Below are 25,973 nucleotides of genomic sequence, written 5' to 3'. Positions count from 1 at the left end.
TCCCTATTGCTAAATAGTGCACGCACATTCTCGCAACAAAAATGTTACATATGTTTCGCCATAGTGTTCCGTACGAATCAACTTTAAATAGTTCCATTCAATATTTATCACTTCATGTTTGGAATGCTCTACTACAATTATTCCACCATCTTCTAAAAGATTTATCGTATCAAGTTTGAGAAGCACTTCGTTCACTAACCCCTGATTATAAGGAGGATCCACAAAAACCAGCGTGAATGTCCGCCCCAATTGGCTTAACTTAGCCAACATTTTAACGGAGTCACCACGCTGAACTTCAGCCAATTCACTTAATTTGGTAGTACAAATATTGTCGCGAATAGCCGCAAGACTCGCAGAACTATGGTCAATAAATAGCGCATGCTCAGCCCCACGGCTTAAAGCTTCCAGACCTAAGTTTCCCGTTCCAGCAAACAAGTCCAACACCTTAGCACCAACTACTGCCACTTTGGTAATCGTTAACGGCATGGTGGTGAGAATATTAAACATAGACTCCTTAACCCTGTCGGCTGTAGGGCGAACATCCAGACCTTTTGGTACTTTAAGCTTAACTCCTTTGGCAATCCCTGTTATAATCCGCATGTTTACCTCAAATTGTGCCTGAATTTCTTTTTAACATAAACATTTTAGCACATTTAACTACTTGTGGCACTTTTTTGCAAAAAAAATTATTTAATATTTTGTCTATCTATTATTCCCGCCTTAACGCCCAACAAACAAAAAATAACCGGATAACCGGCTATTTTTATGATCATAGTTATCGGCTAATGCGAAAAGCACCTAAAAACCGTTCCTGATAGTACGGTTTGGACATTGGTGTCAACGTTACTTTGCCAGCGGCAGAGCTCGCATGAATAAATTGGCCATTTCCGACATATATACCTACATGTGAAGGACCGGGCATATACGTACTATAAAAAACCAAATCTCCGGGTTGAATATCAGCAGCCGCTACACGATGTCCGAAATAGTATTGTTCATCGGCAACTCGCGGCAACAAAACTCCATAACAGTTGTAAATATAATATACAAAACCAGAACAATCAAATCCAGATGGAGCCGCTCCCCCCCATACATATGGTATACCTAAAAAGCTGCGAGCAAAATTAGCAATTTGTTGCCCGCCTTTTCTCTCAGTATTACCACGACTTATTTCGCCATTACCTGAGTAATTGCGAAGCGCCCGCCATGTACCTGAACCAACGATACCGTCATCTTCGATTCCAGCATTTTGTTGAAATTTTATAACAGCATATTTAGTATATTCGCCAAAGTTTCCATCAACGTCATCATGATAAAAACCAAATCTTCTTAATTCAGTCTGTAAAGTATAAACCGCCGCATTTGCATCTCCCTGCCTTATTACAGGCATTTCCTCTCCTGATGCAAAAGCCATTTTACCGGGAGTACTTAGTAGAAAAAACGCACAGATAAACGCTAAAAAAACCATTTTTACTATCTTCAAACACATACCTCCATCGATTCTACTTTTCTTCTTTCCTTTCGACATTTGCAAAAAAATTCCTTTAGGACAAAAGACTCATAAGAAGCTAAGAGAAATTTTAAATAAAATTTACTCAAGCTTCGCTGTTGACAAGGACATTATGAATGTGTATACTTAATAAATGTGAGCCGGGGCGTAGCGCAGTTTGGTAGCGCGCTTGGTTCGGGACCAAGAGGCCGCAGGTTCGAATCCTGTCGCCCCGACCAGTTTAATCTAGTGAATCCAGGCAACCCGAGCTGTGGATAAATCTTTAAAAAGCACAATGAGTAGTCAACTCCTAGCCGTTATTCTAACGAACGACGAAAGTTAAGAAAAAAACGTATTTTACAACCTCTTCTTTAGTATTAAGAGGTTGTTTTTATTTTGTGCGCTAGTAAGTTTCCTTCCTTATTATATGTTATGTAAAAACAAAACCATTGGTGCACACAAATGCTTGAAGTCAATGCTGTTAAATTAAGCTAACGCCCAATAAATCACTTCGTCTGGCGAAAAACCATGAAGTTACCCGCTTTTTCGCTTCTTTTTCGGTTTTTCCTGCTCTTTAATGGCGTTTATGCTTGCTTTTAGTGCGGCCACGATGTCAAATATCTTGCCGCCGGCTTCGATAGACATAACTCCAACCGTTATATTGTCTGAACTGTGAGAGATAAAACCTTGAATTGAGTGACTTCGTTAGGGATATGCCGGAAATATTTCATTTTGCCGAAGAGCTTTTCGTCTCCTGCTCCTTATGTAGAAACTAATAGTTCGGCTTCTTACTTATTTTTTTTAACTATCACCTCTTAACAACATAATCAGTATAATAAAGTAACCTGAATTAGAAGGTGGTGATAATTTGATCATTGATTTCAATGAACAAAAATTTAGAAGCGAAGTTATAAATATGGTTCGCCCCCTGGGACTCGGCAAACGTCAAATTGAACAAGTGGTGACTCAAGCATTACTAGCTGTTCGTAGAGCAAGTAGACCAGTAAGAATGTAATTAATTATTCTAATGCCCCTGGAGGTCAGCCTACTTTTGCACAAATGAAACCACTTCCACATATTGGGTTAGTTAGAACTTACTGCTTTAAATGATACCAAATTAAGTTCAGATTTTTACTAACGTTTGGGTAATACTAACCTTGGAGGTGATTCTTTTGAAAAGCTCCGGAAACTATGGTGAAAAATTCGGTAAAAAATTACCTAATACCGAAGCTAAGTATATTACCGGAAATGTTGGCGTCCAGGAAAATCCTGAGGCACCACCGAGAAAGAAAGAAAATCATACTATCGAACCACCCAAAGTTTCTACTCAGCATTTTTAAGTCGGCATATGCCGGCTTTTTTTTTGAATCACCCCATCACCAGCTGAAAAAGTTTAATTAATCTTTCATTGGTAACACTATTGCTGGAGGTGATTTTAATGGCCAATAACAGTCGTAGCCCAAACACACAACCAACAAGTCCAAAGAAAGTGTTTGACACCAGCGGTATCGAGACATCACTAATTCGGGACAGCCTCTCCCAGTCGTTCGATAATTCCCAATCCCAAGAAGGCTCCTCTCAGAAAAAATCCAAAAATGCAGATTTAGATAACCAGGCAAACGGCATTGTTAATCTTAATGGAATTCCAGTTTCTCCCTCAACAGGCTCTGCTAGACCAGCTCAACTTGATCGTGGTAAAAGCAAGCACACTATCCAAATTAGCAAAGATTTGCAAAATACCACTTATAGGTAAATGCAATTGACGCTTTTATAACCTATCTATAATCATAAACGTACCTAAAATCAATCTGCCAAACGGAATATATAACAAAAGCCCAAGAAGCGAATAAGTTTCGGACAAAACAAAATACCACATTATCAACATAAAATAAAAGTAAACTATAATCTTGCATTTGCCAAATGTACATGATATAATATGTCACGTTGTAGAAATTTTCAGTTTGATAATAGGGCTTCTGGTTTGAATTGGAGGGATTCCCGAGTGGCTAAAGGGAGCAGACTGTAAATCTGCCGTCTTTGACTTCGGTGGTTCGAATCCACCTCCCTCCACCATTTTATTTATATAGGGGCGTAGCCAAGTCGGTAAGGCAACGGACTTTGACTCCGTCATGCGTTGGTTCGAGTCCAGCCGCCCCTGCCAAAATTAAAGCAGAGCATGTTGCCTGCTTTTTTTTGTTTTTATTCAATTACTTGCATATTCTCTTCAACTTTACAATTATCTAAAAGATACTCATGGAGGATTAATATGGCAAAAAATTCGTTTATTATTTGTCTTATACTGCTATTAATGTTGACAACCCCCTGTTTCGCGGGACAAAGTTCAATTGTCACCAGCTCCTTTGTCGCCGTAGCTGTACATATCGACACTGCCAACAAAGATATAATAGGTGTTGATCTTTTGGAAGCCGGAATCAATAAGTTTATTCAATATAAGTCTAGTCTGGTAATGATGGATGGAATGATACTCTCAGGCAGCAGTGTTTTACGAGAACTGAAAAAAGCAGGAATTGATGATTTTAGCAACCCTAATCCTACAAAACTTCAAGATTTCGGAAAAATTAACGATGTATCCTATGTCTTACTCCTGACTCTCTATCCCCTGGATATTTCAGCTGATATTAAAGCATTTGACGTTAGCAAGGGAGACTATCTTGTTGGAAAAAAAATTACTCAGCCTAAGGAGGCTGAGTCTAAATTCGGATTCATGGATACTATGCTTAATAAGTTTTCTCGTTTAATTGACGGTGAGCTTGACGAGATATTTAAAATTATTAGTATTAATAAATCCTAATTTATTTGCAAACACCACACCTTTTACACCCAGCAACACATGGCTGGGTGTATTTTTCTGCCTGGGCTTGTCGATATTCTGACAACAAATATGACATATCAAAACCCATGTCTAAATTATCCCAAGGAAGAATTTCTGTTTCTCCCCTAGTACGATATAAATAGAAGTCTTCATCAATTTTGTGAATTTTGATTGCTTGTTTCCATCCTTTTGTACCACCATTATTCATGGCCGTAAGTAATACCGATCCTAATTTTCTGTCTCCTCGCGCCAGTACGCTTTGAATGTAGGCCTCCCTAGGATGTTCAATTAAAATTTCAATTCCCTTAACCTTTTTTAATGTGCTTTGAATGTATTTTAATCTGGATGAAGCTATCTCCAGGGGAGCCATAGGCAGCCATTGGAATGGTGTAAATGGCTTGGGGATAAAAGGATTAATACTTAAAGTCAACAACCCCTTACTGCCTAACCCCTCCATGTATGCCTTGATATTACGTGCCATCCCGACAATGGCTTCTATATCCTGATCAGTCTCCCCCGGTAAGCCAACCATAATATATAACCGAACATGCGGAATGCCGGCTGTTGCCGCAGCTTTTATTGCTTGATACAGGTGTTCATCACTAATCTGTTTATTAATCACTTTGCGCAAGCGTTCACTGCCAGCTTCCGGCGCTAACGTTATTGTTTTGTGACCACTGGAAGCTAACGCTTCTACCAACGATTGCGTGAGCGAATCAGCTCTAAGTGATGCAACTGACATAGTTAGACCCTGATCCAATATTATTTGACACAATTTATCAATTTCAGGATAGTCTGAAATCGCCGCTCCCATCAGCCCAACTTTTGCCTGAAACAGCTTAGCTTTTTTCACAGCTTCGGTAATTTGTGTTAAAGAACGTACCCGTGGGTTACGGAAACAGTACCCTGCCATACAGAATCGGCAATGCCTGCCACAGCCCCTGGCAACTTCAATTAGATACATATCTCTGAATTCAGTATCAGCAGTTACAATAACAGTTTGGCCAGGGTAGCTGCTCAAATCTTTTATATAGCGGCGTTTTACGTTAGCCGGGATACCGTCATAGCGCTCATATCGATTAACTATGCCCGCAGCATCATATATCGGCCGGTAAAATCTCGGTACATATACTCCTTCTATATTAGCTAACTTTAATAAAAGTTTTTCTCTCGACAAACCACTGTTTAAACCATCGTAATAAGTGTCTAAAAACTCATGAATTACTTCTTCCCCTTCTCCAATAATACAAGCATCAACAAAGTCAGCCAATGGTTCGGGGTTAAATGTAGCACACGGTCCGCCAATAATAACGAGCGGATCGCCTTCTTGCCTATCGGCCGCCAACACTGGAACTTTACCTGTAGCTAATATATTAATCATATTAAAATAATCCATTTCAAATGAGACAGCAAAGGCAATCAGCGGAAATTCATACAAGGGCAGCTGGTTTTCCAAACTTAATAAAGGCGTATTTGTCCGAACATATTCATCCATGGTCTTTTTATCAGGCAAAAACAGCCGTTCACAGGCAGTATCGCCCCGGCTGTTTACTTGCTCATAAATAATATGCAGTCCTAGATTGGACATCCCCACGTGATAAGTATTCGGATAAACAAGCGCCATAGGCCGGCGAGACCCGGGAGCATAGACCATTGTTCCTTGTTCTGCCGCCACAATTTTTCGCAGGCGTTCTTTAAGCTGCCATGACATGTTAATCACATCCACCTTTATCGTAGTAACTATACCATTACAATAGTATACAAACATTTATTAAAATTATAGCAGCATTTAGGCCCAGCGCTTTTGCAAAGCATCTTCCCAGAGGACGACCTTCATAACTTTTAAAGTTGCCTTCACATCGATCAAGCGCTGGTTACGGGAACCACGAAATGCTAAGCTTAAATCACGCTCAGCTTCACGGTATTTTCCATCTATAAGTATATCGGTTTGTTTAAGGAGTTGCCCTACAGCTTTATTCGTTAAAGCCATTGCCGTTAACTGTTCAAACCTAAAGCCACTATACGTGACGATATCAAGCCCCAACGTTTTTAGGCGTTTTGCCAGCTGAACTAATGGTTCAGGTTGCAGAAACGGTTCTCCACCCGAGAATGTTACACCCCTTAATAACCGGTTGTGAAGAACCTTCTTTTCAATATGGTTAAAAAGCCCTTCTATATCAACAACGTAACCGCCATTACTATCATGAGTATCGGGATTATGGCAACCTGAGCACCCATGTGGACAGCCCTGTGCAAAAACTACCAAGCGTAAGCCTGGGCCATCAACAACGCTTTCCTCTGTTATTCCAGCAAGCCTAATTTCCATACATTTTCCCTACCTTAGATATGTCTTACTCTTTGATTTAATTCGTTCAATTTAGCGTCATTAAAGCGGTCAACCGTACTAAGATAACCAGTAATCCGCCGAACTCGACGCACATTGCTAGTTCCACATGAAGGACACTCCTCAGTGTCAATTACCCCTAAATGTCCACAGCCTTCACAAAAATCAACAGGATAGTTAAAGCCAGCATATCCAAAATCACATTTTCGCATATAACGAATGATCTCTTCCAAAGCCCCCAGATTATTAACAGGCGGCGCTCCAAATTCCACATAGCTGATATGCCCCGCATTAGCATACTTGTGATATACACCTTCAATCCGAATCTTATCAAAAACACTAATCGGATAGTTAACAGGTATATGGAATGAATTCGTATAATATTCTTTATCTGTAACTCCTGGGATAATACCATATTCACGGCGATCCATTCTAACAAAGCGTCCTGATAAGCCTTCAGCCGGGGTCGCCAATAATGTATAGTTCAAATCATAATGTTCTGCTGCCCGGTCCATTTTATCCCGCATAAATGCCACAATTTCTTCACCCATAATCTGGGCTTCTTCGTTTTCCCCATGATGATATCCGGTTAAAGCAGTTAAAGCTTCAGCTAAACCAATAAAGCCCACCGAAAGAGTACCATTTTTAATTACATCTTCAATATAATCGTTGGCTTTCAACATGTCCGAATCAATATATAAGCCCTGCCCCATTAAAAACGGCATATCCCGAACTCTTAATTTAGCCTGAACTTCAAAACGGTGGTATAACTGTTCGCAAGTCAAATCGATAAATTCGGACAGACTTTGATAGAATTTCATTAAATTGCGTTCTGCTTTAATAGCTAACCGCGGCAAATTAATGGTCGTAAAACTCAAATTGCCGCGTCCATCGGTTACTTCCGGGCCGCAACGGTTAGACATTACCCTGGTGCGACATCCCATATACCCGACTTGATCTCCATAAGGCTTATTAAAAGATGAATCCATAAAGCTAAAAGTAGGATTAAGCCGTTGCGCCGCAACACGAATCGCTAATTTAAACAAATCATAGTTGGGATCCCCGGGGTTAAAGTTTACTCCTTCTTGAAGACGGAAAATAATGTTAGGAAAAATTGGGTTTTCACCTCGACCTAGCCCCTTTTCATAGGCTAGCAGTAGGTTTTTGGTTACGGTCCGCCCAGCCGGTGAAGTATCGGTACCTACATTTAAACTAGAAAATGGTACTTGTGCACCTGCCCGTGAATGCATGCTATTTAAATTATAGATCAATGCTTCCATAGCTTGATATACTTCTTCATTGCTGGCCTTTTCCATAAAAGGTGCCATGTCCCGGTCAAAAAAAGCAAAGGACTGCCCTCCATGCATATCATTCTGTGAACTTTGCAGAATAATAGCTGCGAGAGCAGTAGCTGACGCAGGCCGCCTAGGTGAGCGAATAAAACCATGTCCATTATTAAAACCATTTTGCAATAGTTTGCCCAACGGAATTTGAACACATGTTAGTGTCTTTCCATAAAAGTCCAGGTCATGAATATGATAGTCACCTTTTACATGAGCTTGGGCATATTTCTCTGGAATAAGACGGTTCAAGTAGTATGCCTTACTGGCTGCACTGGCAATCTGCAGCATTTTAGCAGATGGAGAGTTAGAAACATTGGCATTTTCCCGGCTAGTTTCTACTAAAATTTCACCAACGGCATCCATAAGCTCTGATTTAGCTTCACGCATACGGGTACGCTTGTCCCTGTGCAAAATATATGCTTTAGCTGTTTTAGCATGACCTGTCTCAATTAACGTCTTTTCAACAGCATCCTGAACATCCTCAACACTAAATATTCCACCATTATATCTTTGTTTTAAAAATTTTAAAACATCCAAAGTAATTTCTAACGCCAGCTGCCGGTCAGCACCGCCCACTGCTTTTGCCGCTTTATAAATAGCCTCTGTTATCTTACTCTCATCGAAAGAGGCTTCCCGACCATCGCGTTTTTTTATTTTCACAAACATACCCTTCCTCCATATTCATTTACTCTTTATGCTGAACCTTCATAAGCATTTCAAGCTCTTGCATAAAATTATTAATGTCAGCAAATTGCCGGTATACCGAAGCAAAGCGTACATAAGCTACCTGATCAATTTCTTTCAGCCGCGCCATTACAGCTTCGCCAATCTGACGGGTAGACACCTCTCGCTCAGTATTATTACGAATCTCTTTTTCAATCTTACTAACAGCTGTTTCAATAACGTCAACAGGTACTGGCCGCTTCTCACATGCTCTTACTACTCCGCCAAGCAATTTTTTTCGGTCGAACATTTCTCGGCGACCATCCTTTTTAATAACCATTAAAGGTATTTCTTCGACAACTTCATATGTAGTAAAACGGCGCGAACAAGCAGAACACTCTCTGCGCCGCCGTATTGAATTTCCTTCGTCGGCTGATCTAGAATCAATAACTTTGCTGTCAGCCACTCCGCAAAATGGACAGCGCATTTTCTCTCACTCCTTGATTAGTCTAATAGTTATGTTATAATATCTATAGTTCGTTAGACATTGCACACTATATATTGTATCTGCATTATTAATATACGCCATATATTGTGTATTTCCTGCCTACAGGGGAAAATTCTACAAAAAAAATCTCTAACCTTGATTATCAGGTTAGAGATTTTTTTTAATCATGCTTAAGCTCACCAGAATTACCAGCTTCCACCAAGATTACGTCCGTGCCAATTTTATTAATCTTATCCCATGGAATGACAATATCCTCACTTCGTCCAAATAGTCCCAGAAATTTCCCTAGTCCTGGCACTACTATGGCAGTAAGCCGGCCTGTTTCAACATCAATTTCTATATCTGTAATATTACCCATTCGTTTGCCATCGATTACATTGATAACTTCTTTCATTTTCAAATCGCTGGTTTTTAACATCCGCTCCCCCTCCTCAACTAACACTTATCAAATATGTAGCATCAAGTTCTACAATAAGTATATGAGGGACAAGGGATATGTGTGCCTAAATATTTATTTATTAAAAATCTCAGCTACCTTCCAACGGATCTTCGGCACAGGTGTACCTTCAGAACTTCCCGCATCGGCAGAGGCTGTCATTGGCGCCACTGAGGCATTACTGCCGTCGATAAAGCACAAAGGCGGAAATAACACGCACCACCAATTTTGTCCTGCCGCATCTCCTAACAGGATACGAACAGCACGATAGTCACCAGCCGGCAGAATAAGGCTGCCATAGGAACGGACCGGAAACTCAAAATTTCCCAATTGTACATCAACACCATAATTTGCGCCGTTTTCAGCCAGCGTATGCTTAGCCAGCCTAATAATATCTTCTTTGTGACTTGAAATAGTATTCTCAGCTTCTTTAGCATCTTGAACATCTTTTACATAAGGAGTTACATAAGCAACAACCGCGTCACGCACTTTTAGCTTAAGCTTTTGATCTTCTATACTATCGCTGTTGGCTAAAATATGCAGCCGGACATAATCACTTCGATTAGGAATAGCCGTACCGCGTTCTTGTTGGTAAAATAATAGACTCCAGCCACTGACAACAAAACAAACTAACGCAGCAAATAAGATACTTTTATTTCTAGGTAATGATTTTCTCCTCATTTTCTTTTTCCCCCATTACGAATTAAGTTTTTATATATATTTGCGCATATGCCCCAAAGCGGCTTTTTCCAGCCTAGACACTTGCGCTTGTGAAATACCAATTTCTTCAGCTACTTCCATCTGGGTTTTACCTTCAAAAAACCTTAACGTAAGAATATGTTTCTCGCGATCACTTAATTTACGCAAAGCTTCCTTAATAGCCACACCTTCAAGCCAGCTTAAATCAAGATTTTTGTCATCACTAATTTGATCCATTACAAAAATCGGATCGCCGCCGTCGTGATAAATAGGTTCAAACAACGAGATAGGTTCTTGAATAGCATCAAGAGCAAAAATAATTTCTTCTCTTGGCACTTTTAATTCGTCAGCAATTTCGTTAATTGAGGGTTCCCGCGAATAGCGACTGACAAGAGAATCTCGAACTTGCAACGCTTTATAAGCAATATCCCGCATGGATCGACTTACTCTTATCGGATTATTGTCTCTCAAATAGCGCCGGATTTCTCCAATAATCATGGGTACTGCATAGGTAGAAAATTTAACATTCTGTGATAAATCAAAATTGTCAATTGCTTTCATCAGACCAATACAGCCAACTTGAAATAAATCATCAACATATTCACCCCGATTATTAAACCGCTGAATTACGCTAAGAACTAATCTTAAGTTACTGTAAATCAGCTGTTCCCGTGCCGATTTTTCGCCCCCTTGCATTACCTCAAACAACTCACGCATTTTAGTGGCAGAAAGTACCGGGAGCTTTGCTGTATTTACACCACATATCTCAACCTTATTTACTATCATGTTGTTACCTCCCCAGTTTTCTAAGCTACTAAAAATTTACTTACTCACACAAGCATTATTGCCATGGCTTGGAGGTTTTATACTTACTCTGGCAAGATAAGCTATTTCTGACTAAAAAAAGGTAAAGAAAACACGGCTTGCGCCGAGCCTTTGGCGAAAACGGAAGCCGATGTCGCCCTTATCCAGGCGGAAAGTTGCACTTTCCTACAGGACAAAAAAAATGAGCCTTTCGGCTCATTCCATACGACTTATTTCTTTGCGCAACCTCTTTATTATCCTTTTTTCCAGACGTGATATGTAGGATTGTGATATTCCAAGCATATCAGCTACTTCTTTTTGCGTACGCTCGTTACCGTCATCATTTAATCCGAATCTAAGTTCCATAATTCTTCGTTCCCGGCCGGAGAGCTTGTTCATAGCCGTGTAAAGCAGAGTTTTATCAACCTCTTCTTCCACCGATTTGTAGATTATATCATTGTCTGTTCCTAAGACATCCGAAAGTAAGAGTTCGTTTCCGTCCCAATCGATATTAAGCGGTTCATCAAACGACACTTCAGCCCTGGTTTTACTATTGCGGCGTAAATACATCAATATTTCATTTTCAATACAGCGAGAAGCATAAGTAGCAAGTTTGATCTTTTTGATTGGATCAAAAGTATTAACCGCTTTTATAAGTCCTATGGTACCGATACTAACCAAGTCCTCTACACTAACTCCGGTATTTTCAAATTTTCGAGCAATATAGACCACAAGACGAAGATTACGTTCAATAAAGACGCTTTTGACAGACTTATCACCCTTTTGCAGACGGTTAAGCAAAAAGACTTCTTCGTCACTTGATAAAGGCGGTGGCAAAATTTCCGCACTACCCACATAAAATACTTCATCCGGTTTGAGCCAACCAATCGCCTGAAGAAAAGAAATTAATTTAAGCTTAATATATAGTTTAACTATCGGCCAGGTAATGCGCATACACCCGCCTCCTTTGTCGTATTAAAACTAGTAATAAGCGCAGGATGCAAAAGAGCCTGACAGTCGCTGCCATTACCAAATACGCCGTCATAGAGACCAATTAAAACCTCTGACGTATAGGCTAATCCCTCTTCAGTCATCACTGTAATACTATCTGGTCTAAAACCCAACAACATGCTCTTACCACCAACTGATTGGCAAGGTATAATTTCCACCCGAGCCAGCCAGACTGAATCCTTGCATTCATCAAGCCTAGCAAGCCATGCCTCTGAACTGTTTGCTGTCAAATAGGAAGCAACTTGTGACCCTACCAAATTTAGTGCCGATTGCCAAGCCAAAAGAACCACCGGTTTGCGTCCTAACAATGAATAAAGGCCATTACCGGTATCCATCATTCCAACAATCTCTTCGCACCGCCCGTCATACTCAATTTTGGCACGATAAAAAGTCTTTCGTCGAAACATACTGCTAAGCATTCTTCTGGCCAAAAATACAAGAAGCGTTACTGCAACGGCACTTCCTACCGCCAATGTTTTCCACGATATCTGAATATTACTGTCTGACCAATAAGGGCTTTCGCTTTGAATAAAATAAAGCCAGCCTAACGTTGCTCCGCCTAATGCAAAAGATACGATAAAAAAAATACCTACAAGCATTATAGTTATTTTGACTGGTCTACGACCAAAGGCGGCCAAGATAAGTGCTACCGAAACTATTAACTTCCCCGCAGTCCCGTATAATATTTTCAGTTCAGGGAAAATGCCAATCAAGACATACATACCACCCGCTAATGCCGCCAAAAATAACCGATACCAGCGGAAAGAAATCCCTGCAGCATACGCTGTAACTGCCAGGATAATGCTGTTCATTATAAAGTTTACAACTAACACTACATCAGCATAGATATACACAATGCCATGCCCTTCTTATTTGGTATTTAATACCATGATGAGTATCTTATACATAGCAATATATGCTCTTGATTTAACCACTATTCCATTATAACAAGCAAATAAATAGAATAATGTAATTTTTTGCCAATTAGTTAATTCAAAAAAAGACAAGAAAACACGGCTTACATCAAGCCCCGAGAAAGCTGAAGATAATGCTGCCCTTATCCAGACGTAAGGTGCCGCTTTGTATTAAAATATAAAAAATCCCCGGCTCAAAATTTGAACCAGGGATTCTACTATCTTTTTTTTATCGGCGCATCCAAGCCGGAATATCGAGGTCCCGACCTTTAAACGGTTCTATCACCGGAGTCTCTGTTTTTCCTTCACCGGTTTTAAAAGGCTTAGGATCAAAACCAGTTGCAATTACGGTTACTCGAACTTGGTCGTCAAAACGTTCATCGATAGTTGCGCCAAATATGATAGTTGCTTCAGGGTCTGCAGCCTTGGCAATAATATCAGCCGCTTCATTAACCTCGAATAATGTAGTATTAGGACCACCAGTGAAGTTAAGGAGAACACCTTTTGCTCCATCAATTGACATTTCTAACAGCGGACTTTTAACTGCTGCCTCCACTGCTGCTATCGCTCGGTTATCGCCTGTACCAAAACCAATACCCATCAGTGCTGATCCAGCTTCACTCATGATGGTTTTGACATCAGCAAAGTCAAGATTAATCAAAGCGGGTACAGCGATTAGATCAGAAATACCCTGTACACCTTGCCGCAGCACATCGTCAACGATTTTAAATGCATCCATAATCGGGGTACGCTTATCGACAACTTGCAGCAAACGGTCATTAGGAATAGTAATTAGCGTATCTACTTTTTCTTTTAGTTTTGCAATTCCTCTTTCAGCCTGAAGCTGACGTTTACGACCTTCAAAATTGAATGGCTTGGTAACAACACCAACAGTTAATGCGCCTACCTCTTTAGCACATTCAGCAACTACAGGAGCTGCGCCGGTTCCCGTACCGCCTCCCATACCAGCTGTAATAAATACCATGTCAGCGCCCTTAAGAACCTTTATTATATCATCACGGCTTTCCTGGGCTGCTTTTTCACCGATATCAGGATTGGCACCAGCGCCTAACCCTTTAGTAAGCTTTTCACCAATCTGAATACGATAGGTAGCCTCGGAACCAATTAATGCCTGAGCATCAGTATTTACAGTAATAAACTCTACACCTTGCAGCCCGGCTCCAATCATACGATTGACCGCGTTGTTGCCACCGCCACCCACGCCGATAACTTTTATCGAAGCAAACTGATCTAAGTCCATGTCAAATTCCAACATTACTAAGTTTTCCCCCTTAACATCTATCAAATTTTCAGTAGTCTTTTTGCTTTGTGGATAAACAAGTTCCAGGGACTACGCTCGGAAACAGGCGTATGCGCCGAAACACGGGCACCGTGGTTTATAAGGCCATAGCACACAGTATTAGCCGGATATGCATATTCAGCAGCCAGCTTAGTAGGACTAACAGTTTCAGTATGTATCTGAAAAACTCTAGCTACGCAAGCAACCATACTCGGCATTATCCCCGAACCACCAGTTAAGTAAATACATTCAGCCCCTTGACTCTCAGGTAGGTGCTTATCTAACAACGGGATAAGATATTCATGCAGCAGAGATACAATTTCTTCTACTCTGCTTTCAATAATATCATACAAGAAGTCAAAAGGTATATTCTTATCTGTAGTTCCATAGTCATTGCAATCTAAAATTACTCCTTGATTGCGTAAATCGGGAGATAATCGGGAGTAATAGCGCTTAATCTCTTCAGCATGAGCCCAATTAACGCTTAATCCTTGCATTAAATCATTTGTTATGTAATCACCGCCTAAGGGTAAAGAAGCAGAGAAGCAGAGATTACCGTTAGCGTAAATAACAAAGTCAGCAGTACCTGCACCAATATCCATAAAAACAAAATTGTTCGGACGGTTAGGCAACTCTTTTTTTATTGCTTCAGCAGCTACAATATTACTGGCTACAATCCCCTGTATGTTCACGCGGTTCCCAGCCAGTGCATTAGTAAGATCCTGCATCACTGCCTTAGGGGCTGAAACAATATGAGCTTCCACTTCAAGGGCTTCGCCTGGGTGAACAGCAGATTCCCGTACCGGAAACACATGTAAAACATCATTTTCATTATTAGCAACGGCAAAAACTGCAGCTTGGCAAGCTCGATCAATATCTAGTTGAGTAATCGTCCCGGAAAGAGGTGACGCAATGCTGCCAATACTATTTTGAGCGCTAAGCGTTGATCCACTTATTCCTAAATACATACAGTCGGTATTCTTGCTATCAGAAGCCATAACAACACAATCTACTGCTTGTCTTATAGAATGCGCCAAAGCGTTACAATCAGTAATAACTCCTCTGGTATATCCTCCCGTTGGAGCAGTTCCACTACCTATAATCTCTACTCTGCCATCGGCTTGTGGTCTCCCGGCAAACACTTTGACCATACCTGTGCCAACATCAATAGCTAATATAGTTTTTCTGTTCATAATTCCCTCGCAGCACAGTATTATGTTTCTTCCCAATAGTTTCAACAAAAGTAGCATTTTCCCTTTTTTTTTACTAGGAAAATCGACGCTTTTTTTTAAAATAATAGTAAAGCTTCAAAGCCGATAAAATTACCAAATGGCCTTGAAGCTTTATTATTTATTTTTTTAGAAAATATCGCCTAATAATGGCCAGGTTTTGGAAAATACGTAAACCAAACGCTAAAAGCGAAACATAATACAAATCAATTCCTAACCTGTCGCCAATGTACACTAAGCCGGCCGCCAGCAAAGCATTAGTAAAAAACCCGGTTATGAACACAGTGTTATCAAATTTTTCCTCAATACCTGCCCTAAGACCACCAAATACTGAATCTAAAGACGCCAGCAAAGCAACTGACATAAATTTAGCATATTCGACTGGCACTGTAATAGGAAAAGAAATACCAATAATTAAACCTATAATAAGTCCGGTAATCGGCAATGCCATAGTTAACGACCACCCTCCTTAACCGGTTTAGCAAACTCAAACCGGAAAGCGCCTTTATATGCCGGCACGTTTACAATATCTTGTCTTTTGATAGATACCTGAATTCCCCAAAACTGCAATGTCTCAATTACACCGCCACGCATTTTTAAGGCATTTTCTAAAGTTGTCGGGTCACCTATTGCGCGAATGTCATAGGGTGGAGAATAGCGGGAATTATTAACAGATAATGTTGGGCCTGCACAGCGAATTTCAGAGCTAGCAATAAGCCTTTGTTCATTAATCGAGATAGCTTCGCCACCTGCCGCCCATAACTCATTAATTACTTTTAAAATATCGTCATCATGAATTAAATATAAGTTAGGATTTTCTCCCGGTTTGGATTGGCGTTTGCTGTCGTCAATAGTTACAATAATTCCAGGGCCTTCCACAGCTACTACGCCCGCTCCCATTTTTACTAGTTCAAATTCTTTTGTTGCTGCCTCGGCACCTGAAGCGCGTTTAAGTTCTTCGACTTGTTTAATAAGCGTGTCCCGCTCTTTTTCAGTTTGACTTAAACGCTGAGATAAGTCTTCGACTCTTTGGTAAGGAATGCTTGATTTGATGTCCTGCGTAGTACGGAATTGCACTGCAAGCATAATCCCCAATACTACACAGACTAGAGCAATCGCGAATTGCCCTTGTTTGATGGGTAACAAAATATCGTCTCCTTTCAAAATACCTACTTATTACGCAATTTAATGATAGGGGAAGTGTAATTGAGGTCTATATAGTCAACCACCATCTTCTTCGCGACAATTTCCTGCAAGATTTCCCCTGTTAATTTTGCTTTTTCATTAAGACGCTGACTATCGCCAACTCTAATATAAACAGAATTAGTAGTGTAGGCAACAAGCTCATCTGTCGATTTTATATTAACTTCTGATAATTGATTTAATACATCCTCATCTAATGCCGCTAAATATGTTAAGACATTTAACAGACCAGCGTTGTTTACTTGATCCCCAACATATACATTTCCCAAACGAACACCTGTAATAATAGGTACTTTTACCTGTTTCAAATTTTTAAATGCCGCCATTACTACGCCCTCGCGATCGATCTCTACAAACCCGTATTGACTGGCGACGAAAGCTAATGGCTGACGTTCCTTAATGTTAATGATAATAGTAGCTGGAAATTTTCTTTCGACATGAACTTCTGCTACCCGGAGATCACTTATCAGCCGCTCCGACAATTCAGTGGTTTTTAGTCTAAAAATATTTATCCGCTCGGGAACTCCGGCTACCCGCAATACTTCTTCAACGGTTACATACTTATTGCCTTCGACTAACACTGTACCAACAGTAAAATATGGGGAATTAACAAACAAAAAAAATGCTATCAGCAAGGCCAAAGCCGCCAGCCAAAGTGCCAAGATGGACGCTCGTCTCTGCCTGGCCACTTTCAAGCGTTCTGCCGTCTGCATACAATCACTCCTGTAGACGTCTTCTGCAGTAATTATACACCGGATTGTCCACTAAATAAATAAAAAAATGAGCAGTTAATACTGCCCATATTATCATTATTCTTCCACCATTAAAAGAATGCGTTCGCACAAATCAGCAAAAGATATGCCTATGGATGCTGCAGCCTTAGGTACTAAGCTAGTGGCCGTCATGCCGGGAATTGTGTTAATTTCCAAAACATAAGGCTGATTTTTCTGGTCAAGCATTACATCAACCCGGCCAATCCCCCGGCATCCTAACAGTTTATAAGCCTCGAGTGCAATCTGCTGTACCTTCTCAGTGACATCATCTTCTAATCTGGCGGGAACTATATACTCGGTAGCACCCTTGGTATATTTTGATTTATAATCATATTTTCCTGATTGTGGCACTATTTCAATTATTGGCAGTGCTTTGGGCCGGTCAGTACCAAGTATTGAAACTGTTAACTCTTTTCCTTTAATAAATTCCTCAACAATAATATGACTGCTATACTTAGAAGCTTCAGATACGGCAAATTCTATGTCTGCCGCTTTTTCCACGATTACAACACCGATACTTGAGCCCTGAGCAGCAGCCTTAACCACCACGGGAACACCAAACTCAGCTAAAATTTCGTCCGCCAACTTCTTTTGTTCTACATCCAGCTTGCTGTACAAGCGAGAACGCGGTGTTGAAATCCCTGCAGCTATAAATTGACGCTTTGTTACTCCCTTATCCATTGCCATTGCACTTGCCAGGACTCCTGAGCCTGTATAAGGTATGTTTAACATTTCAAGTGTACCCTGCATTAAACCATCTTCACCGTAAAGACCATGAATAGCATTAAATACTATATCAATCTGCTGCTTTTGTAATTGCTCCACAAAACTACGGGGGTTGAGGTCCATGCCGACGGCATTATACCCTTTTTCTTGCAACGCTGCCAGAATAGCCTTCCCTGTATTCAATGATACTTCTCTTTCAGCAGATGGTCCACCCATGACAACTGCAATCTTTTTATTTTTCATAGAAAATCCCCCTCTAGTTACCCTGTGCCTTTACGATTTGAGCCCCCAAGGCCTGCAATTTTTTTTCAATACTTTCATAGCCGCGTTCAATATGGTATACTTGCTCAATTTCTGATGTACCTTCTGCTGTAAGTGCCGCCAGCACTAAAGCGCTACCAGCTCTCAAATCGGGTGCCGCAACAATGGCCCCCGTCAGTTTAGGTACACCGCGAATAACAGCAGTCCGGCCCTCTACTTTAATTTTAGCACCCATTCGGGTAAGCTCGTCAACATGCTTAAAACGATTTTCAAAAATAGTTTCTGTAATTATACTTGTTCCTTTGGCGATTGTTACCAAAGATAGCATTGGTGCCTGCAGATCTGTCGGAAAACCCGGATACGGCAAAGTTTTAATATCCACGCCACGAAGTTCTCTTGCCCGTATTCTAATCGAATTCTTACCAGTTATTATCTGAGCACCAATATCCTGAAGCTTATCAGTAACAGAAAATAGATATTCAGGAATGATATTCTCAACTAAAATATCGCCACGTGTCATAACACCTGCCATTAAAAAAGTGCCGGCTTCAATCCTGTCGAACATTACGGTATGTTCGGCAGGCATTAATTTATTCACGCCATCAATTCTAATTGTATCCGTACCTGCGCCACTAACTTTAGCACCCATTTTATTAAGCAAAGCCTGCAAATCAACAATTTCAGGCTCACGTGCTGCATTACGAATAATAGTAGTGCCTTTTGCCAACACAGCAGCCATAATAGCATTTTCGGTAGCACCAACACTAGGAAAATCAAAATTTACTTCCCCGCCGCTCAGCTCTTCTGCCTCAGCATCTATATATCCAAAACTTTCATCTACTTTTGCACCGATTCGTTCTAAGGCTTTGATATGTAAATTAATAGGTCTAGGACCAATAGCACAGCCGCCTGGATAAGATACTCTTACTTTGCGGAATCTACCTAGCAGTGGGCCCATTAAAAAAACAGAAGCCCTCATCTCTCGCATAAGATGCTCAGGTATTTCAGCCTTATAAACATTAGTGGTATCGATTAGCATTGTATGACCTTGCCTGGTTATCTTAGCCCCCAGAACTGTCAATATATCCTGCATAGCTTGAATATCACGCAAATACGGCACATCGTGAATAACGCTGATACCAGAACACAAAAGCGTCGCCGCCATAATTGGTAAAGTAGCATTTTTCGCTCCGCTAATACGGACGGTGCCACTTATTTGTACTTCTCCTTTGACGATAAATTTCTCCATCGTCTTCCCTCCCAGAAAAGTACAATCACCCTTATTTATATATCTAATCTCTATTTCTAAATCTTACTGTTGCTGGGTGAGCTTTTCAACTAACTCCTCGCCAGCCTGATAAATATTGCCAGCTCCCATCGTCATGATCAAATCCCCGGGTTCGGCTATTTCCGCCAGATAACGGGCAATTTTGTCTTTGTCCGGAATATAAGTAACCCGCTGGCTAGTTTGCCGTTCAACTTCATCCTTAATTGTTTCTCCGCTAATTCCTGGAATCGGCTGCTCACCGGCCGAATAAATGTCGGTAAGAATCAACATATCCGCCGGAGTAAACGCCCCGCCGAACTCTTTACATAAAAATTTCGTACGTGTATACCTATGAGGCTGAAAAACACAAATCAAACGTTTAGGTTCTGTCTGACGTGCTCCTTTTAAAGTGGTTGCAATTTCCGTAGGATGATGAGCATAATCATCAACTACCCAAATACCGTTAACTCTGCCTTTGGACTGAAAACGGCGTTTAGCACCTTGGAACATACTCAATCCTTCTGCAATTTGGGAAAAATTCAACCCGACTTCCATACCTACGGCCACGGCAGCCAGAGCATTTGTTACATTGTGCAAACCTGGCACACAGATTTTGGCAGTACCTAACGGCTCACCTCCATGATATACATCAAAGGTGGTAACCGGACCATCGGATTTTATATTGCGCGCAGTATAGTCTGCCTCATGCTCCAATGCATAGGATACATAGCGTCTCCCAATGTTAGAGGCAATATCTCTTACATAAGCATTGTCAAAGCATAAAACAGCCACCCCTTCTTTTGGATCAAGCTTATGTAAAAATTGATCAAAGGTACGCAATATATTGTCCATAGTCTTGTAATAGTCCATGTGGTCATTTTCAATGTTTGTTACAACGGCAATCTGAGGCGAAAGTTTTAAGAAGGAGCCATCGCTTTCATCTGCTTCCGCAACCAGATAGCGGCCTTTACCAATTTTCGCGCTACCACCAATAGACTCCAATTCACCACCAATGATTACTGTCGGATCCACTCCTGATTTCTCCAGCATAAGTGCAATCATCGAAGTAGTTGTTGTCTTGCCATGAGCACCAGCTACCGCAATTCCTTGCTGTTTAGACATCAAAAATGCCAACATATCAGCTCGGTGATAAATGGGGATTTTATGGTCACGCGCAGCGTTAACCTCAGGATTATTGTCGGGAATAGCAGTCGAAACAACTACAGCTTGCGGATCGCCGATATTTTCATAATTGTGGCCAATATGAACTGTTGCTCCAGCTTGTTCAAGCTTAGTGGTAACAGCTGATTTTTGGGCATCAGACCCGGAAACAGTGTACCCCATATCAAGCAAAACTTTTGCAATGGAACTCATACCCGAGCCACCGATACCAATGAAATGAAATTTTTTTATGCTACTTAACAATAGATTTCTCCCCTTTCTTGCGCCCCTGTCTCCAGTGACCGCATTAGCAGAAGAAGCTTAACTCTGGCACGACCCGGTTGCCACCTTGGCATACAACATTGTATGCGTTACCAGTAAGCGTTGCTACCAACAATTAATATTAAGGTTTTTTCAAACTTAACGCCAATTTGGCGATCGTCTCAGCAGCTTGGGGTCGTCCTAACTCTCTGCTCTTATTAGCCATATTAGCTACCGTCTGCGGATTATTGAGCAGTGTTTCGATTGAATGTATCAGTTTAACATCTGTTAACTCTTTATCGGCAATAACCATAGCTGCTCCATGGTTTTCAAGAACCCTAGCGTTAAATTCTTGATGGTTTTCTGCGGCATAAGGATATGGAATAAGAATCGCAGGTATGCCTCTGGCCGTTAGCTCAGCCAACCCTACCGCACCGGCCCGAAAAACAGCCACATCGGCAGCCGCCAAAGCTAAAGGCATATTATACAAATAAGGTTTGATGATAATATTACCATCACCGGAAAGCTCTATACCAGATTGTTTAATATTGCCAACTATGCTATTATACTCGCTTTGACCTGTCACATGCAATATTTGAATGCTTTCATTACCATTAAAATGTTTGCAAATCCCTAACATCGCGGTATTTATACTACGTGCACCACGACTTCCGCCTACCACCAGCAGTGTAAGTCTATCGGGTTTAATCCCCAAAACTTTTTGCCCCTCTTCACGCGTAGCCGACATCACTTCTGGCCTGATTGGATTGCCTGTAAAGACTATCTGATCAGGCTTGTACTTCTTAAAGTATCGTTCCGCCTCGGCGTAACCCACAGCGATTTTATCAACAAACCGAGCCAAAATCTTATTAGTTATGCCCGGTATAACATTTTGCTCTTGAATTAGGGTAGGTATTTTAAGCAAACTGGCTGCTAGTAAAACTGGACCGCACACATATCCGCCAGTACCAATAACTACATCAGGTTTAAACTTTCTTATTATTTGAACTGACCGCCAAACGCTGCCTGCTGTCGTAAACAGTGTTAGAACATTCTGCCAGGAAATTTTTCGTTCCAGGCCTCGAACTTCAATTGTCGTAAAATTAAAGCCTTCCTTAGGAACTATATCGGCTTCAAGACCATGTTTTGTTCCCACAAATAAAATTTCGCAATTATTAACTAACTTGGCTACTTCTTTTGCGATAGTAATGGCGGGGTAGATGTGACCACCTGTTCCCCCGCCAGAAATAATTATTCGCATATGTATTGCCTCCTAATTCATTTCAAGCTGACAAACCGGGATATATTGAGAAGAATACCCACTCCGGATAACGTAAAGAGCAAAGATGATCCACCAAAACTAAGAAAAGGAAGTGGTATTCCCGTCACCGGCATTGAGGCAGTCACTACTGCAATATTCATAAGTGCTTGCAGTACTATCATACTAGTTATACCTCCAGCAAGCAAACTCCCATAAATATCTGGCGCCGAAATTGCTATTTTAAAGCCACGCCAAGCAAACAAGAAAAAAAGTATTACAACAGTAGCTGTACCTATAAAACCAAGTTCTTCAGCTAAAATCGCAAATATAAAATCCGTATGCGGTTCAGGCAAATATAAAAACTTTTCCCGGCTGCGTCCAAGCCCTACGCCAAACAAACCGCCGGAACCTATAGCATACAAAGACTGAATAATATGGTAGCCGCTATTTAACGGATCTGCCCATGGGTCGCTGAAAGCCAGCAATCGTTTTAAACGATAAGGCTCTGCTATAATCGCCGCAACTATGCCCGCAACACCTACAGCACCGAGGGAACCTAAATGTGACAACTTAGCCCCCGCCGCAAATAAGAGGATAAATACGGTACCGCTGACAACAAGTGCAGTCCCCAAATCAGGCTCTTTTAAAATTAAACCAAACACTAATAGCAGCATCAACAGTTGCGGAACGACACCTTTTACAAAATTTCCAATCTTATCTTGGGACCTTGCTAGGCTATTGGCGGTAAACAAAACCATACTCAACTTGGCAATCTCGGATGGCTGTAAATAAAGAGACCCAAACCCCAGCCAGCGTCTAGCACCATTAACTACTTTGCCCAAACCGGGAACAAGAACAAGGACTAATAGGACCAAGGTAACTATCATGATAGGCTTAGCCAGTTTACGCCATGCATGATAATCAATATTCATTGTAAGCAACATGGCCAGTATTCCCAATGTAGCCCATATCATCTGGCGCTTCAAAAAATAGTAGCTGTCATTATAGTTTACATATGCTGAAACAGCACTCGAACTATAAACCATTACTATACCAAACCCCAACAAACCAATAATGGCAAAAAAGATGACGTAATCGGGCGACTTAGGTCTGCCTACCAATCTCGCTCCCCCCCTTAGCCTAAACGGCGCACTAACTCCTTGAAAACCGTCCCCCGTTCCTCGTAATTGTTAAACATATCATAACTAGCACAAGCCGGAGATAATAGAACTACTTGCGGCGGCTTAGCCAACTTATGTGCCAGAGACACCGCCTCGTCAAATGATGCCGCGTTATGAATATTTTTAACATCATTACTTGCTGCCGCCTCAGCAAAGCGCTCTTGTGCTTCACCTAACAATATTAGGTGATCTACCTTTGCCTTTGCTAACTGCATAAATTCAGTTAAATCTGTATTTTTATCCCGTCCCCCGGCAAGTAAAATAATATGCCCATCAAAGGCTTCTAAGGCTTTTATAGAAGACTCGGGGTTGGTCGCCTTGGAATCATTATAATAAGGTACACCGGCAATTTCCGTCACAGGTTCAATTCGATGTTCGACACCGGGGAAGGTTTTAAGAATCTCTGCCATAGCTTCCGGCTGAGCTCCGGCAAAATAACCTATTGCACAAGCTGCTAATGCGTTTTCTACATTATGCCCGCCTTTTATTTTTATCGCATCAACCGAGCAAATATCTATTGTTTTACCGTCCCATCTGAGTCTAATAGTACCATCCTTGACAAAAATACCGGAATCAAGCTCCTGCTGACGACTAAAATAGACCACTTTACTTGGTGCCCGTTCGGCCATTCCCCGTACAGCAACATCATCATAGTTTAAAATTATAAAGTCATCAGCTAGCTGATTGACAAATACCCTTTCCTTCATTTCCTTATACACAGCCATACTACGGTGTCTGTCTAGATGATCAGGTGTCAGATTTAAAATAGCGGCAATGTGCGGCCTGAATTTTATAACACCTTCCAATTGGAAGCTTGATATTTCAGCTACAACAAAACCTTTTTCAGCCGATTCCAGAGTCTGTTCGGAAAGTGCCGCGCCAATATTACCGCCCACAACTACTGGACAACCAGTAGTTTTAAGAATTTCCCCAACAAGAGTTGTGGTTGTAGTTTTACCGTTGGTTCCGGTTATAGCTACCATTAGTGCAGAGCTTAGACGGTAAGCCACCTCGACTTCACTAACAACAGTAATTCCCCTGTTTTGAGCTGCAGCAACCAATGGGATGTAAATGGAGATGCCTGGCGATAATACCAAATAGTCTATACCATCCAAGAGATCTTCATTCTGATTTCCTAGTTCCAGCATAACACCCGATGCTTTTAGCGCTGAGAGATCTTTATCAATTTTTTCTTCGGTTTTAGCGTCGCTTAAAGTTACGCGAGCGCCTAATTGCTGCAAAATGCACGCTACCGAAATACCACTTATACCAGCACCTAAAACCAAAACTTTTTTATCCGCAAATTCTGTCCTTCTAGCCACTTATATCCCTCCTGCCCGGCTGATTGCTAATATGCTTAGGGCTACAACTGCAAATAACACGCCTGTCAGCCAAAATACCGTTACTACTTTTGTTTCTGTCCAGCCGGATAACTCAAAATGGTGGTGAATAGGACTCATTTTGAAAACACGTTTACCGGTTGATTTAAACGAAGCTACCTGAATAATAACTGATAATGCCTCAATCACAAACACCCCGCCAACAATCACCAGTAAAAATTCGGTTTTAGTCATCACTGCAACTGCTGCCAGCGCCCCTCCTAAAGCTAACGAACCAGTGTCTCCCATAAACACTTTAGCAGGATGAGCATTATATCTTAAAAATCCAAGACAAGCCCCCGCTAACGCTACACAAAATATAGCAAGGTGAGGCTTGTTAAAGTAAAGTGCGATTACAGAATAAGCCAATGCCGCAACAGTCGTTGTACCCGCGGCCAAACCGTCAAGTCCGTCGGTCAAGTTAACGGCATTGGTAGTACCTACAAGCACAAGAAAAATCAGCAAATAATATAAAGCCCCAAAATCAACATTAATACCAAGTACAGGTATCCATAAGTCAGTACCACGTCCGAAATAAATACTAGCAATATACGAAAGCGCTAGCGCCATAATAATTTGCCCTAAAAGCTTTTGCCGGGCCTTTAGGCCTAACGAACGCTTAAGCACTACTTTAATAAAATCATCGAGAAACCCGATTACCCCATGGCCTAATGTAACAAATAAAGCCAACAATACTTCCGCATTATTTCCTGCAAATATGAGACTGGGAATAACGAGTGCCACTAAAATCAGCACCCCACCCATAGTAGGTGTGCCAGCTTTGGCATAATGGCGTTCAGGACCTTCTTCTCTGATGCTTTGCCCAAATTTAAGCTTTCTTAACATAGGAATAAGCATCGGTCCGGCTACTATAGCAATACCAAATGCCATAGCGGCAGCATACAACAATTCCTGCATGATAACCTC

At 41.2% G+C, this 25,973-nt stretch carries 27 protein-coding genes and 3 tRNA genes; 7 read left to right on the top strand and 23 right to left on the bottom strand.

All coding sequences use genetic code 11. From position 1 onward, the window contains the following. Positions 1 to 9: 9 nt before the first annotated feature. Positions 10 to 624, bottom strand: a complete 615-nt coding sequence (rsmD, locus tag SRRS_RS11380; protein WP_371369798.1) for a 16S rRNA (guanine(966)-N(2))-methyltransferase RsmD — start codon at positions 622 to 624, stop codon at positions 10 to 12. 151 nt (positions 625 to 775) lie between these two features. After that, positions 776 to 1,483, bottom strand: coding sequence for an NlpC/P60 family protein (locus SRRS_RS11375; protein ID WP_371368876.1), 708 nt, complete (start codon positions 1,481 to 1,483; stop codon positions 776 to 778). A 168-nt stretch (positions 1,484 to 1,651) separates the two neighbouring features. On the opposite strand from SRRS_RS11375, the gene SRRS_RS11370 reads away from it, so the two are divergent. The 7 genes from SRRS_RS11370 to SRRS_RS11340 all read left to right on the top strand — a co-directional run bounded on the left by SRRS_RS11370 (position 1,652) and on the right by SRRS_RS11340 (position 4,301). Next, positions 1,652 to 1,728 (top strand) — tRNA-Pro (locus SRRS_RS11370). Positions 1,729 to 2,357: 629 nt separating this feature from the next. Then, complete coding sequence (locus SRRS_RS11365; RefSeq protein ID WP_371368874.1) at positions 2,358 to 2,504, top strand: hypothetical protein; 147 nt, start codon at positions 2,358 to 2,360, stop codon at positions 2,502 to 2,504. A 157-nt stretch (positions 2,505 to 2,661) separates the two neighbouring features. Then, the gene (locus SRRS_RS11360) at positions 2,662 to 2,829 is read left to right on the top strand and encodes a hypothetical protein (RefSeq protein ID WP_371368872.1); all 168 of its coding nucleotides are present in this window, start codon (positions 2,662 to 2,664) and stop codon (positions 2,827 to 2,829) included. Positions 2,830 to 2,927: 98 nt separating this feature from the next. Beyond that, positions 2,928 to 3,242, top strand: a complete 315-nt coding sequence (locus tag SRRS_RS11355; protein ID WP_371368870.1) for a hypothetical protein — start codon at positions 2,928 to 2,930, stop codon at positions 3,240 to 3,242. A gap of 235 nt (positions 3,243 to 3,477) precedes the next feature. After that, a tRNA-Tyr gene (locus SRRS_RS11350) sits at positions 3,478 to 3,562 on the top strand. Positions 3,563 to 3,574: 12 nt separating this feature from the next. Beyond that, positions 3,575 to 3,650 (top strand) — tRNA-Gln (locus SRRS_RS11345). Positions 3,651 to 3,755: 105 nt separating this feature from the next. After that, positions 3,756 to 4,301 carry a hypothetical protein gene (locus SRRS_RS11340; RefSeq protein WP_371368868.1) on the top strand — a complete coding sequence of 182 codons (546 nt, stop codon included), beginning with the start codon at positions 3,756 to 3,758 and terminating at the stop codon, positions 4,299 to 4,301. A 1-nt stretch (position 4,302) separates the two neighbouring features. Here the strand turns inward: SRRS_RS11340 and SRRS_RS11335 are convergent, their stop codons facing one another. The 21 genes from SRRS_RS11335 to mraY all read right to left on the bottom strand — a co-directional run bounded on the left by SRRS_RS11335 (position 4,303) and on the right by mraY (position 25,964). Further along, positions 4,303 to 6,033 carry a TIGR03960 family B12-binding radical SAM protein gene (locus tag SRRS_RS11335; protein WP_371368866.1) on the bottom strand — a complete coding sequence of 577 codons (1,731 nt, stop codon included), beginning with the start codon at positions 6,031 to 6,033 and terminating at the stop codon, positions 4,303 to 4,305. Positions 6,034 to 6,111: 78 nt separating this feature from the next. Next, positions 6,112 to 6,648, bottom strand: a complete 537-nt coding sequence (gene nrdG / locus SRRS_RS11330) for an anaerobic ribonucleoside-triphosphate reductase activating protein (protein WP_371368865.1) — start codon at positions 6,646 to 6,648, stop codon at positions 6,112 to 6,114. Positions 6,649 to 6,662: 14 nt separating this feature from the next. Then, positions 6,663 to 8,675, bottom strand: coding sequence for an anaerobic ribonucleoside-triphosphate reductase (gene nrdD, locus SRRS_RS11325; protein WP_371368863.1), 2,013 nt, complete (start codon positions 8,673 to 8,675; stop codon positions 6,663 to 6,665). Positions 8,676 to 8,694: 19 nt separating this feature from the next. Next, a complete protein-coding gene (gene nrdR, locus SRRS_RS11320) occupies positions 8,695 to 9,159 on the bottom strand; it encodes a transcriptional regulator NrdR (RefSeq protein WP_371368861.1) in 465 nt (154 codons plus the stop codon). 181 nt (positions 9,160 to 9,340) lie between these two features. Next, positions 9,341 to 9,598 (bottom strand): YlmC/YmxH family sporulation protein, encoded by a 258-nt coding sequence (locus SRRS_RS11315; RefSeq protein ID WP_371368859.1) that lies wholly within the window; start codon positions 9,596 to 9,598, stop codon positions 9,341 to 9,343. Positions 9,599 to 9,691: 93 nt separating this feature from the next. Continuing rightward, complete coding sequence (gene spoIIR, locus SRRS_RS11310; RefSeq protein ID WP_371368857.1) at positions 9,692 to 10,297, bottom strand: stage II sporulation protein R; 606 nt, start codon at positions 10,295 to 10,297, stop codon at positions 9,692 to 9,694. Between the two features lie 30 nt (positions 10,298 to 10,327). Continuing rightward, entirely contained in the window at positions 10,328 to 11,101 is a 774-nt protein-coding gene (gene sigG, locus SRRS_RS11305; protein ID WP_371368856.1) for an RNA polymerase sporulation sigma factor SigG, read from the bottom strand. 234 nt (positions 11,102 to 11,335) lie between these two features. After that, entirely contained in the window at positions 11,336 to 12,073 is a 738-nt protein-coding gene (gene sigE, locus SRRS_RS11300; RefSeq protein WP_371368854.1) for an RNA polymerase sporulation sigma factor SigE, read from the bottom strand. Next, positions 12,052 to 12,984, bottom strand: coding sequence for a sigma-E processing peptidase SpoIIGA (locus SRRS_RS11295; protein ID WP_371368852.1), 933 nt, complete (start codon positions 12,982 to 12,984; stop codon positions 12,052 to 12,054). The genes sigE and SRRS_RS11295 overlap by 22 nt, the downstream gene beginning before the upstream one ends. Before the next feature lie 289 nt (positions 12,985 to 13,273). Then, a complete protein-coding gene (gene ftsZ, locus SRRS_RS11290) occupies positions 13,274 to 14,320 on the bottom strand; it encodes a cell division protein FtsZ (RefSeq protein ID WP_371368851.1) in 1,047 nt (348 codons plus the stop codon). 26 nt (positions 14,321 to 14,346) lie between these two features. After that, positions 14,347 to 15,537 carry a cell division protein FtsA gene (gene ftsA / locus SRRS_RS11285; RefSeq protein ID WP_371368849.1) on the bottom strand — a complete coding sequence of 397 codons (1,191 nt, stop codon included), beginning with the start codon at positions 15,535 to 15,537 and terminating at the stop codon, positions 14,347 to 14,349. Positions 15,538 to 15,694: 157 nt separating this feature from the next. Then, on the bottom strand, positions 15,695 to 16,024 hold the full coding sequence (locus SRRS_RS11280) for a small basic family protein (protein WP_371368848.1): 330 nt from the start codon (positions 16,022 to 16,024) through the stop codon (positions 15,695 to 15,697). Positions 16,025 to 16,026: 2 nt separating this feature from the next. After that, on the bottom strand, positions 16,027 to 16,719 hold the full coding sequence (locus tag SRRS_RS11275) for a DUF881 domain-containing protein (RefSeq protein WP_371368847.1): 693 nt from the start codon (positions 16,717 to 16,719) through the stop codon (positions 16,027 to 16,029). 23 nt (positions 16,720 to 16,742) lie between these two features. Continuing rightward, positions 16,743 to 17,489 carry a cell division protein FtsQ/DivIB gene (locus SRRS_RS11270; RefSeq protein WP_371368846.1) on the bottom strand — a complete coding sequence of 249 codons (747 nt, stop codon included), beginning with the start codon at positions 17,487 to 17,489 and terminating at the stop codon, positions 16,743 to 16,745. Between the two features lie 96 nt (positions 17,490 to 17,585). After that, the gene (locus SRRS_RS11265; protein WP_371368845.1) at positions 17,586 to 18,518 is read right to left on the bottom strand and encodes a D-alanine--D-alanine ligase; all 933 of its coding nucleotides are present in this window, start codon (positions 18,516 to 18,518) and stop codon (positions 17,586 to 17,588) included. 13 nt (positions 18,519 to 18,531) lie between these two features. Next, a complete protein-coding gene (gene murA / locus SRRS_RS11260) occupies positions 18,532 to 19,785 on the bottom strand; it encodes a UDP-N-acetylglucosamine 1-carboxyvinyltransferase (protein ID WP_371368843.1) in 1,254 nt (417 codons plus the stop codon). Positions 19,786 to 19,848: 63 nt separating this feature from the next. Next, positions 19,849 to 21,228: a UDP-N-acetylmuramate--L-alanine ligase gene (murC, locus tag SRRS_RS11255; protein WP_371368841.1), complete on the bottom strand. Its 1,380-nt coding sequence runs from the start codon at positions 21,226 to 21,228 to the stop codon at positions 19,849 to 19,851. 139 nt (positions 21,229 to 21,367) lie between these two features. Further along, positions 21,368 to 22,486, bottom strand: a complete 1,119-nt coding sequence (gene murG / locus SRRS_RS11250; protein ID WP_371368840.1) for an undecaprenyldiphospho-muramoylpentapeptide beta-N-acetylglucosaminyltransferase — start codon at positions 22,484 to 22,486, stop codon at positions 21,368 to 21,370. Positions 22,487 to 22,503: 17 nt separating this feature from the next. Then, the gene (spoVE, locus tag SRRS_RS11245; protein WP_371368838.1) at positions 22,504 to 23,607 is read right to left on the bottom strand and encodes a stage V sporulation protein E; all 1,104 of its coding nucleotides are present in this window, start codon (positions 23,605 to 23,607) and stop codon (positions 22,504 to 22,506) included. A gap of 14 nt (positions 23,608 to 23,621) precedes the next feature. Beyond that, on the bottom strand, positions 23,622 to 24,989 hold the full coding sequence (gene murD, locus SRRS_RS11240) for a UDP-N-acetylmuramoyl-L-alanine--D-glutamate ligase (RefSeq protein ID WP_371368836.1): 1,368 nt from the start codon (positions 24,987 to 24,989) through the stop codon (positions 23,622 to 23,624). After that, complete coding sequence (gene mraY, locus SRRS_RS11235; RefSeq protein WP_371368834.1) at positions 24,990 to 25,964, bottom strand: phospho-N-acetylmuramoyl-pentapeptide-transferase; 975 nt, start codon at positions 25,962 to 25,964, stop codon at positions 24,990 to 24,992. Positions 25,965 to 25,973 lie beyond the last annotated feature (9 nt).

Source organism: Sporomusa rhizae (genome assembly GCF_041428845.1).
GTDB classification, from domain to species: Bacteria; Bacillota; Negativicutes; order Sporomusales; family Sporomusaceae; genus Sporomusa; species Sporomusa rhizae.
The sequence above is the reverse complement of the archived record's forward strand: the minus strand, read 5'-3'. Positions and strand labels throughout refer to the sequence as shown.

Excerpts from the sequence above, each read along its gene's own strand:
- SRRS_RS11340 (WP_371368868.1), top strand. The coding sequence starts at position 3,756 with ATGGCAAAAAATTCGTTTATTATTTGTCTTATACTGCTATTAATGTTG.
- SRRS_RS11280 (WP_371368848.1), bottom strand. The coding sequence starts at position 16,024 with ATGGCATTGCCGATTACCGGACTTATTATAGGTTTAATTATTGGTATT.
- nrdR (WP_371368861.1), bottom strand. The coding sequence starts at position 9,159 with ATGCGCTGTCCATTTTGCGGAGTGGCTGACAGCAAAGTTATTGATTCT.
- SRRS_RS11270 (WP_371368846.1), bottom strand. The coding sequence starts at position 17,489 with ATGCAGACGGCAGAACGCTTGAAAGTGGCCAGGCAGAGACGAGCGTCC.
- ftsA (WP_371368849.1), bottom strand. The coding sequence starts at position 15,537 with ATGAACAGAAAAACTATATTAGCTATTGATGTTGGCACAGGTATGGTC.
- sigG (WP_371368856.1), bottom strand. The coding sequence starts at position 11,101 with ATGATAGTAAATAAGGTTGAGATATGTGGTGTAAATACAGCAAAGCTC.
- spoIIR (WP_371368857.1), bottom strand. The coding sequence starts at position 10,297 with ATGAGGAGAAAATCATTACCTAGAAATAAAAGTATCTTATTTGCTGCG.
- murA (WP_371368843.1), bottom strand. The coding sequence starts at position 19,785 with ATGGAGAAATTTATCGTCAAAGGAGAAGTACAAATAAGTGGCACCGTC.
- SRRS_RS11355 (WP_371368870.1), top strand. The coding sequence starts at position 2,928 with ATGGCCAATAACAGTCGTAGCCCAAACACACAACCAACAAGTCCAAAG.
- nrdD (WP_371368863.1), bottom strand. The coding sequence starts at position 8,675 with ATGTTTGTGAAAATAAAAAAACGCGATGGTCGGGAAGCCTCTTTCGAT.
- murG (WP_371368840.1), bottom strand. The coding sequence starts at position 22,486 with ATGCGAATAATTATTTCTGGCGGGGGAACAGGTGGTCACATCTACCCC.
- mraY (WP_371368834.1), bottom strand. The coding sequence starts at position 25,964 with ATGCAGGAATTGTTGTATGCTGCCGCTATGGCATTTGGTATTGCTATA.
- SRRS_RS11335 (WP_371368866.1), bottom strand. The coding sequence starts at position 6,033 with ATGTCATGGCAGCTTAAAGAACGCCTGCGAAAAATTGTGGCGGCAGAA.
- SRRS_RS11265 (WP_371368845.1), bottom strand. The coding sequence starts at position 18,518 with ATGAAAAATAAAAAGATTGCAGTTGTCATGGGTGGACCATCTGCTGAA.
- sigE (WP_371368854.1), bottom strand. The coding sequence starts at position 12,073 with ATGCGCATTACCTGGCCGATAGTTAAACTATATATTAAGCTTAAATTA.
- SRRS_RS11315 (WP_371368859.1), bottom strand. The coding sequence starts at position 9,598 with ATGTTAAAAACCAGCGATTTGAAAATGAAAGAAGTTATCAATGTAATC.
- nrdG (WP_371368865.1), bottom strand. The coding sequence starts at position 6,648 with ATGGAAATTAGGCTTGCTGGAATAACAGAGGAAAGCGTTGTTGATGGC.
- ftsZ (WP_371368851.1), bottom strand. The coding sequence starts at position 14,320 with ATGTTGGAATTTGACATGGACTTAGATCAGTTTGCTTCGATAAAAGTT.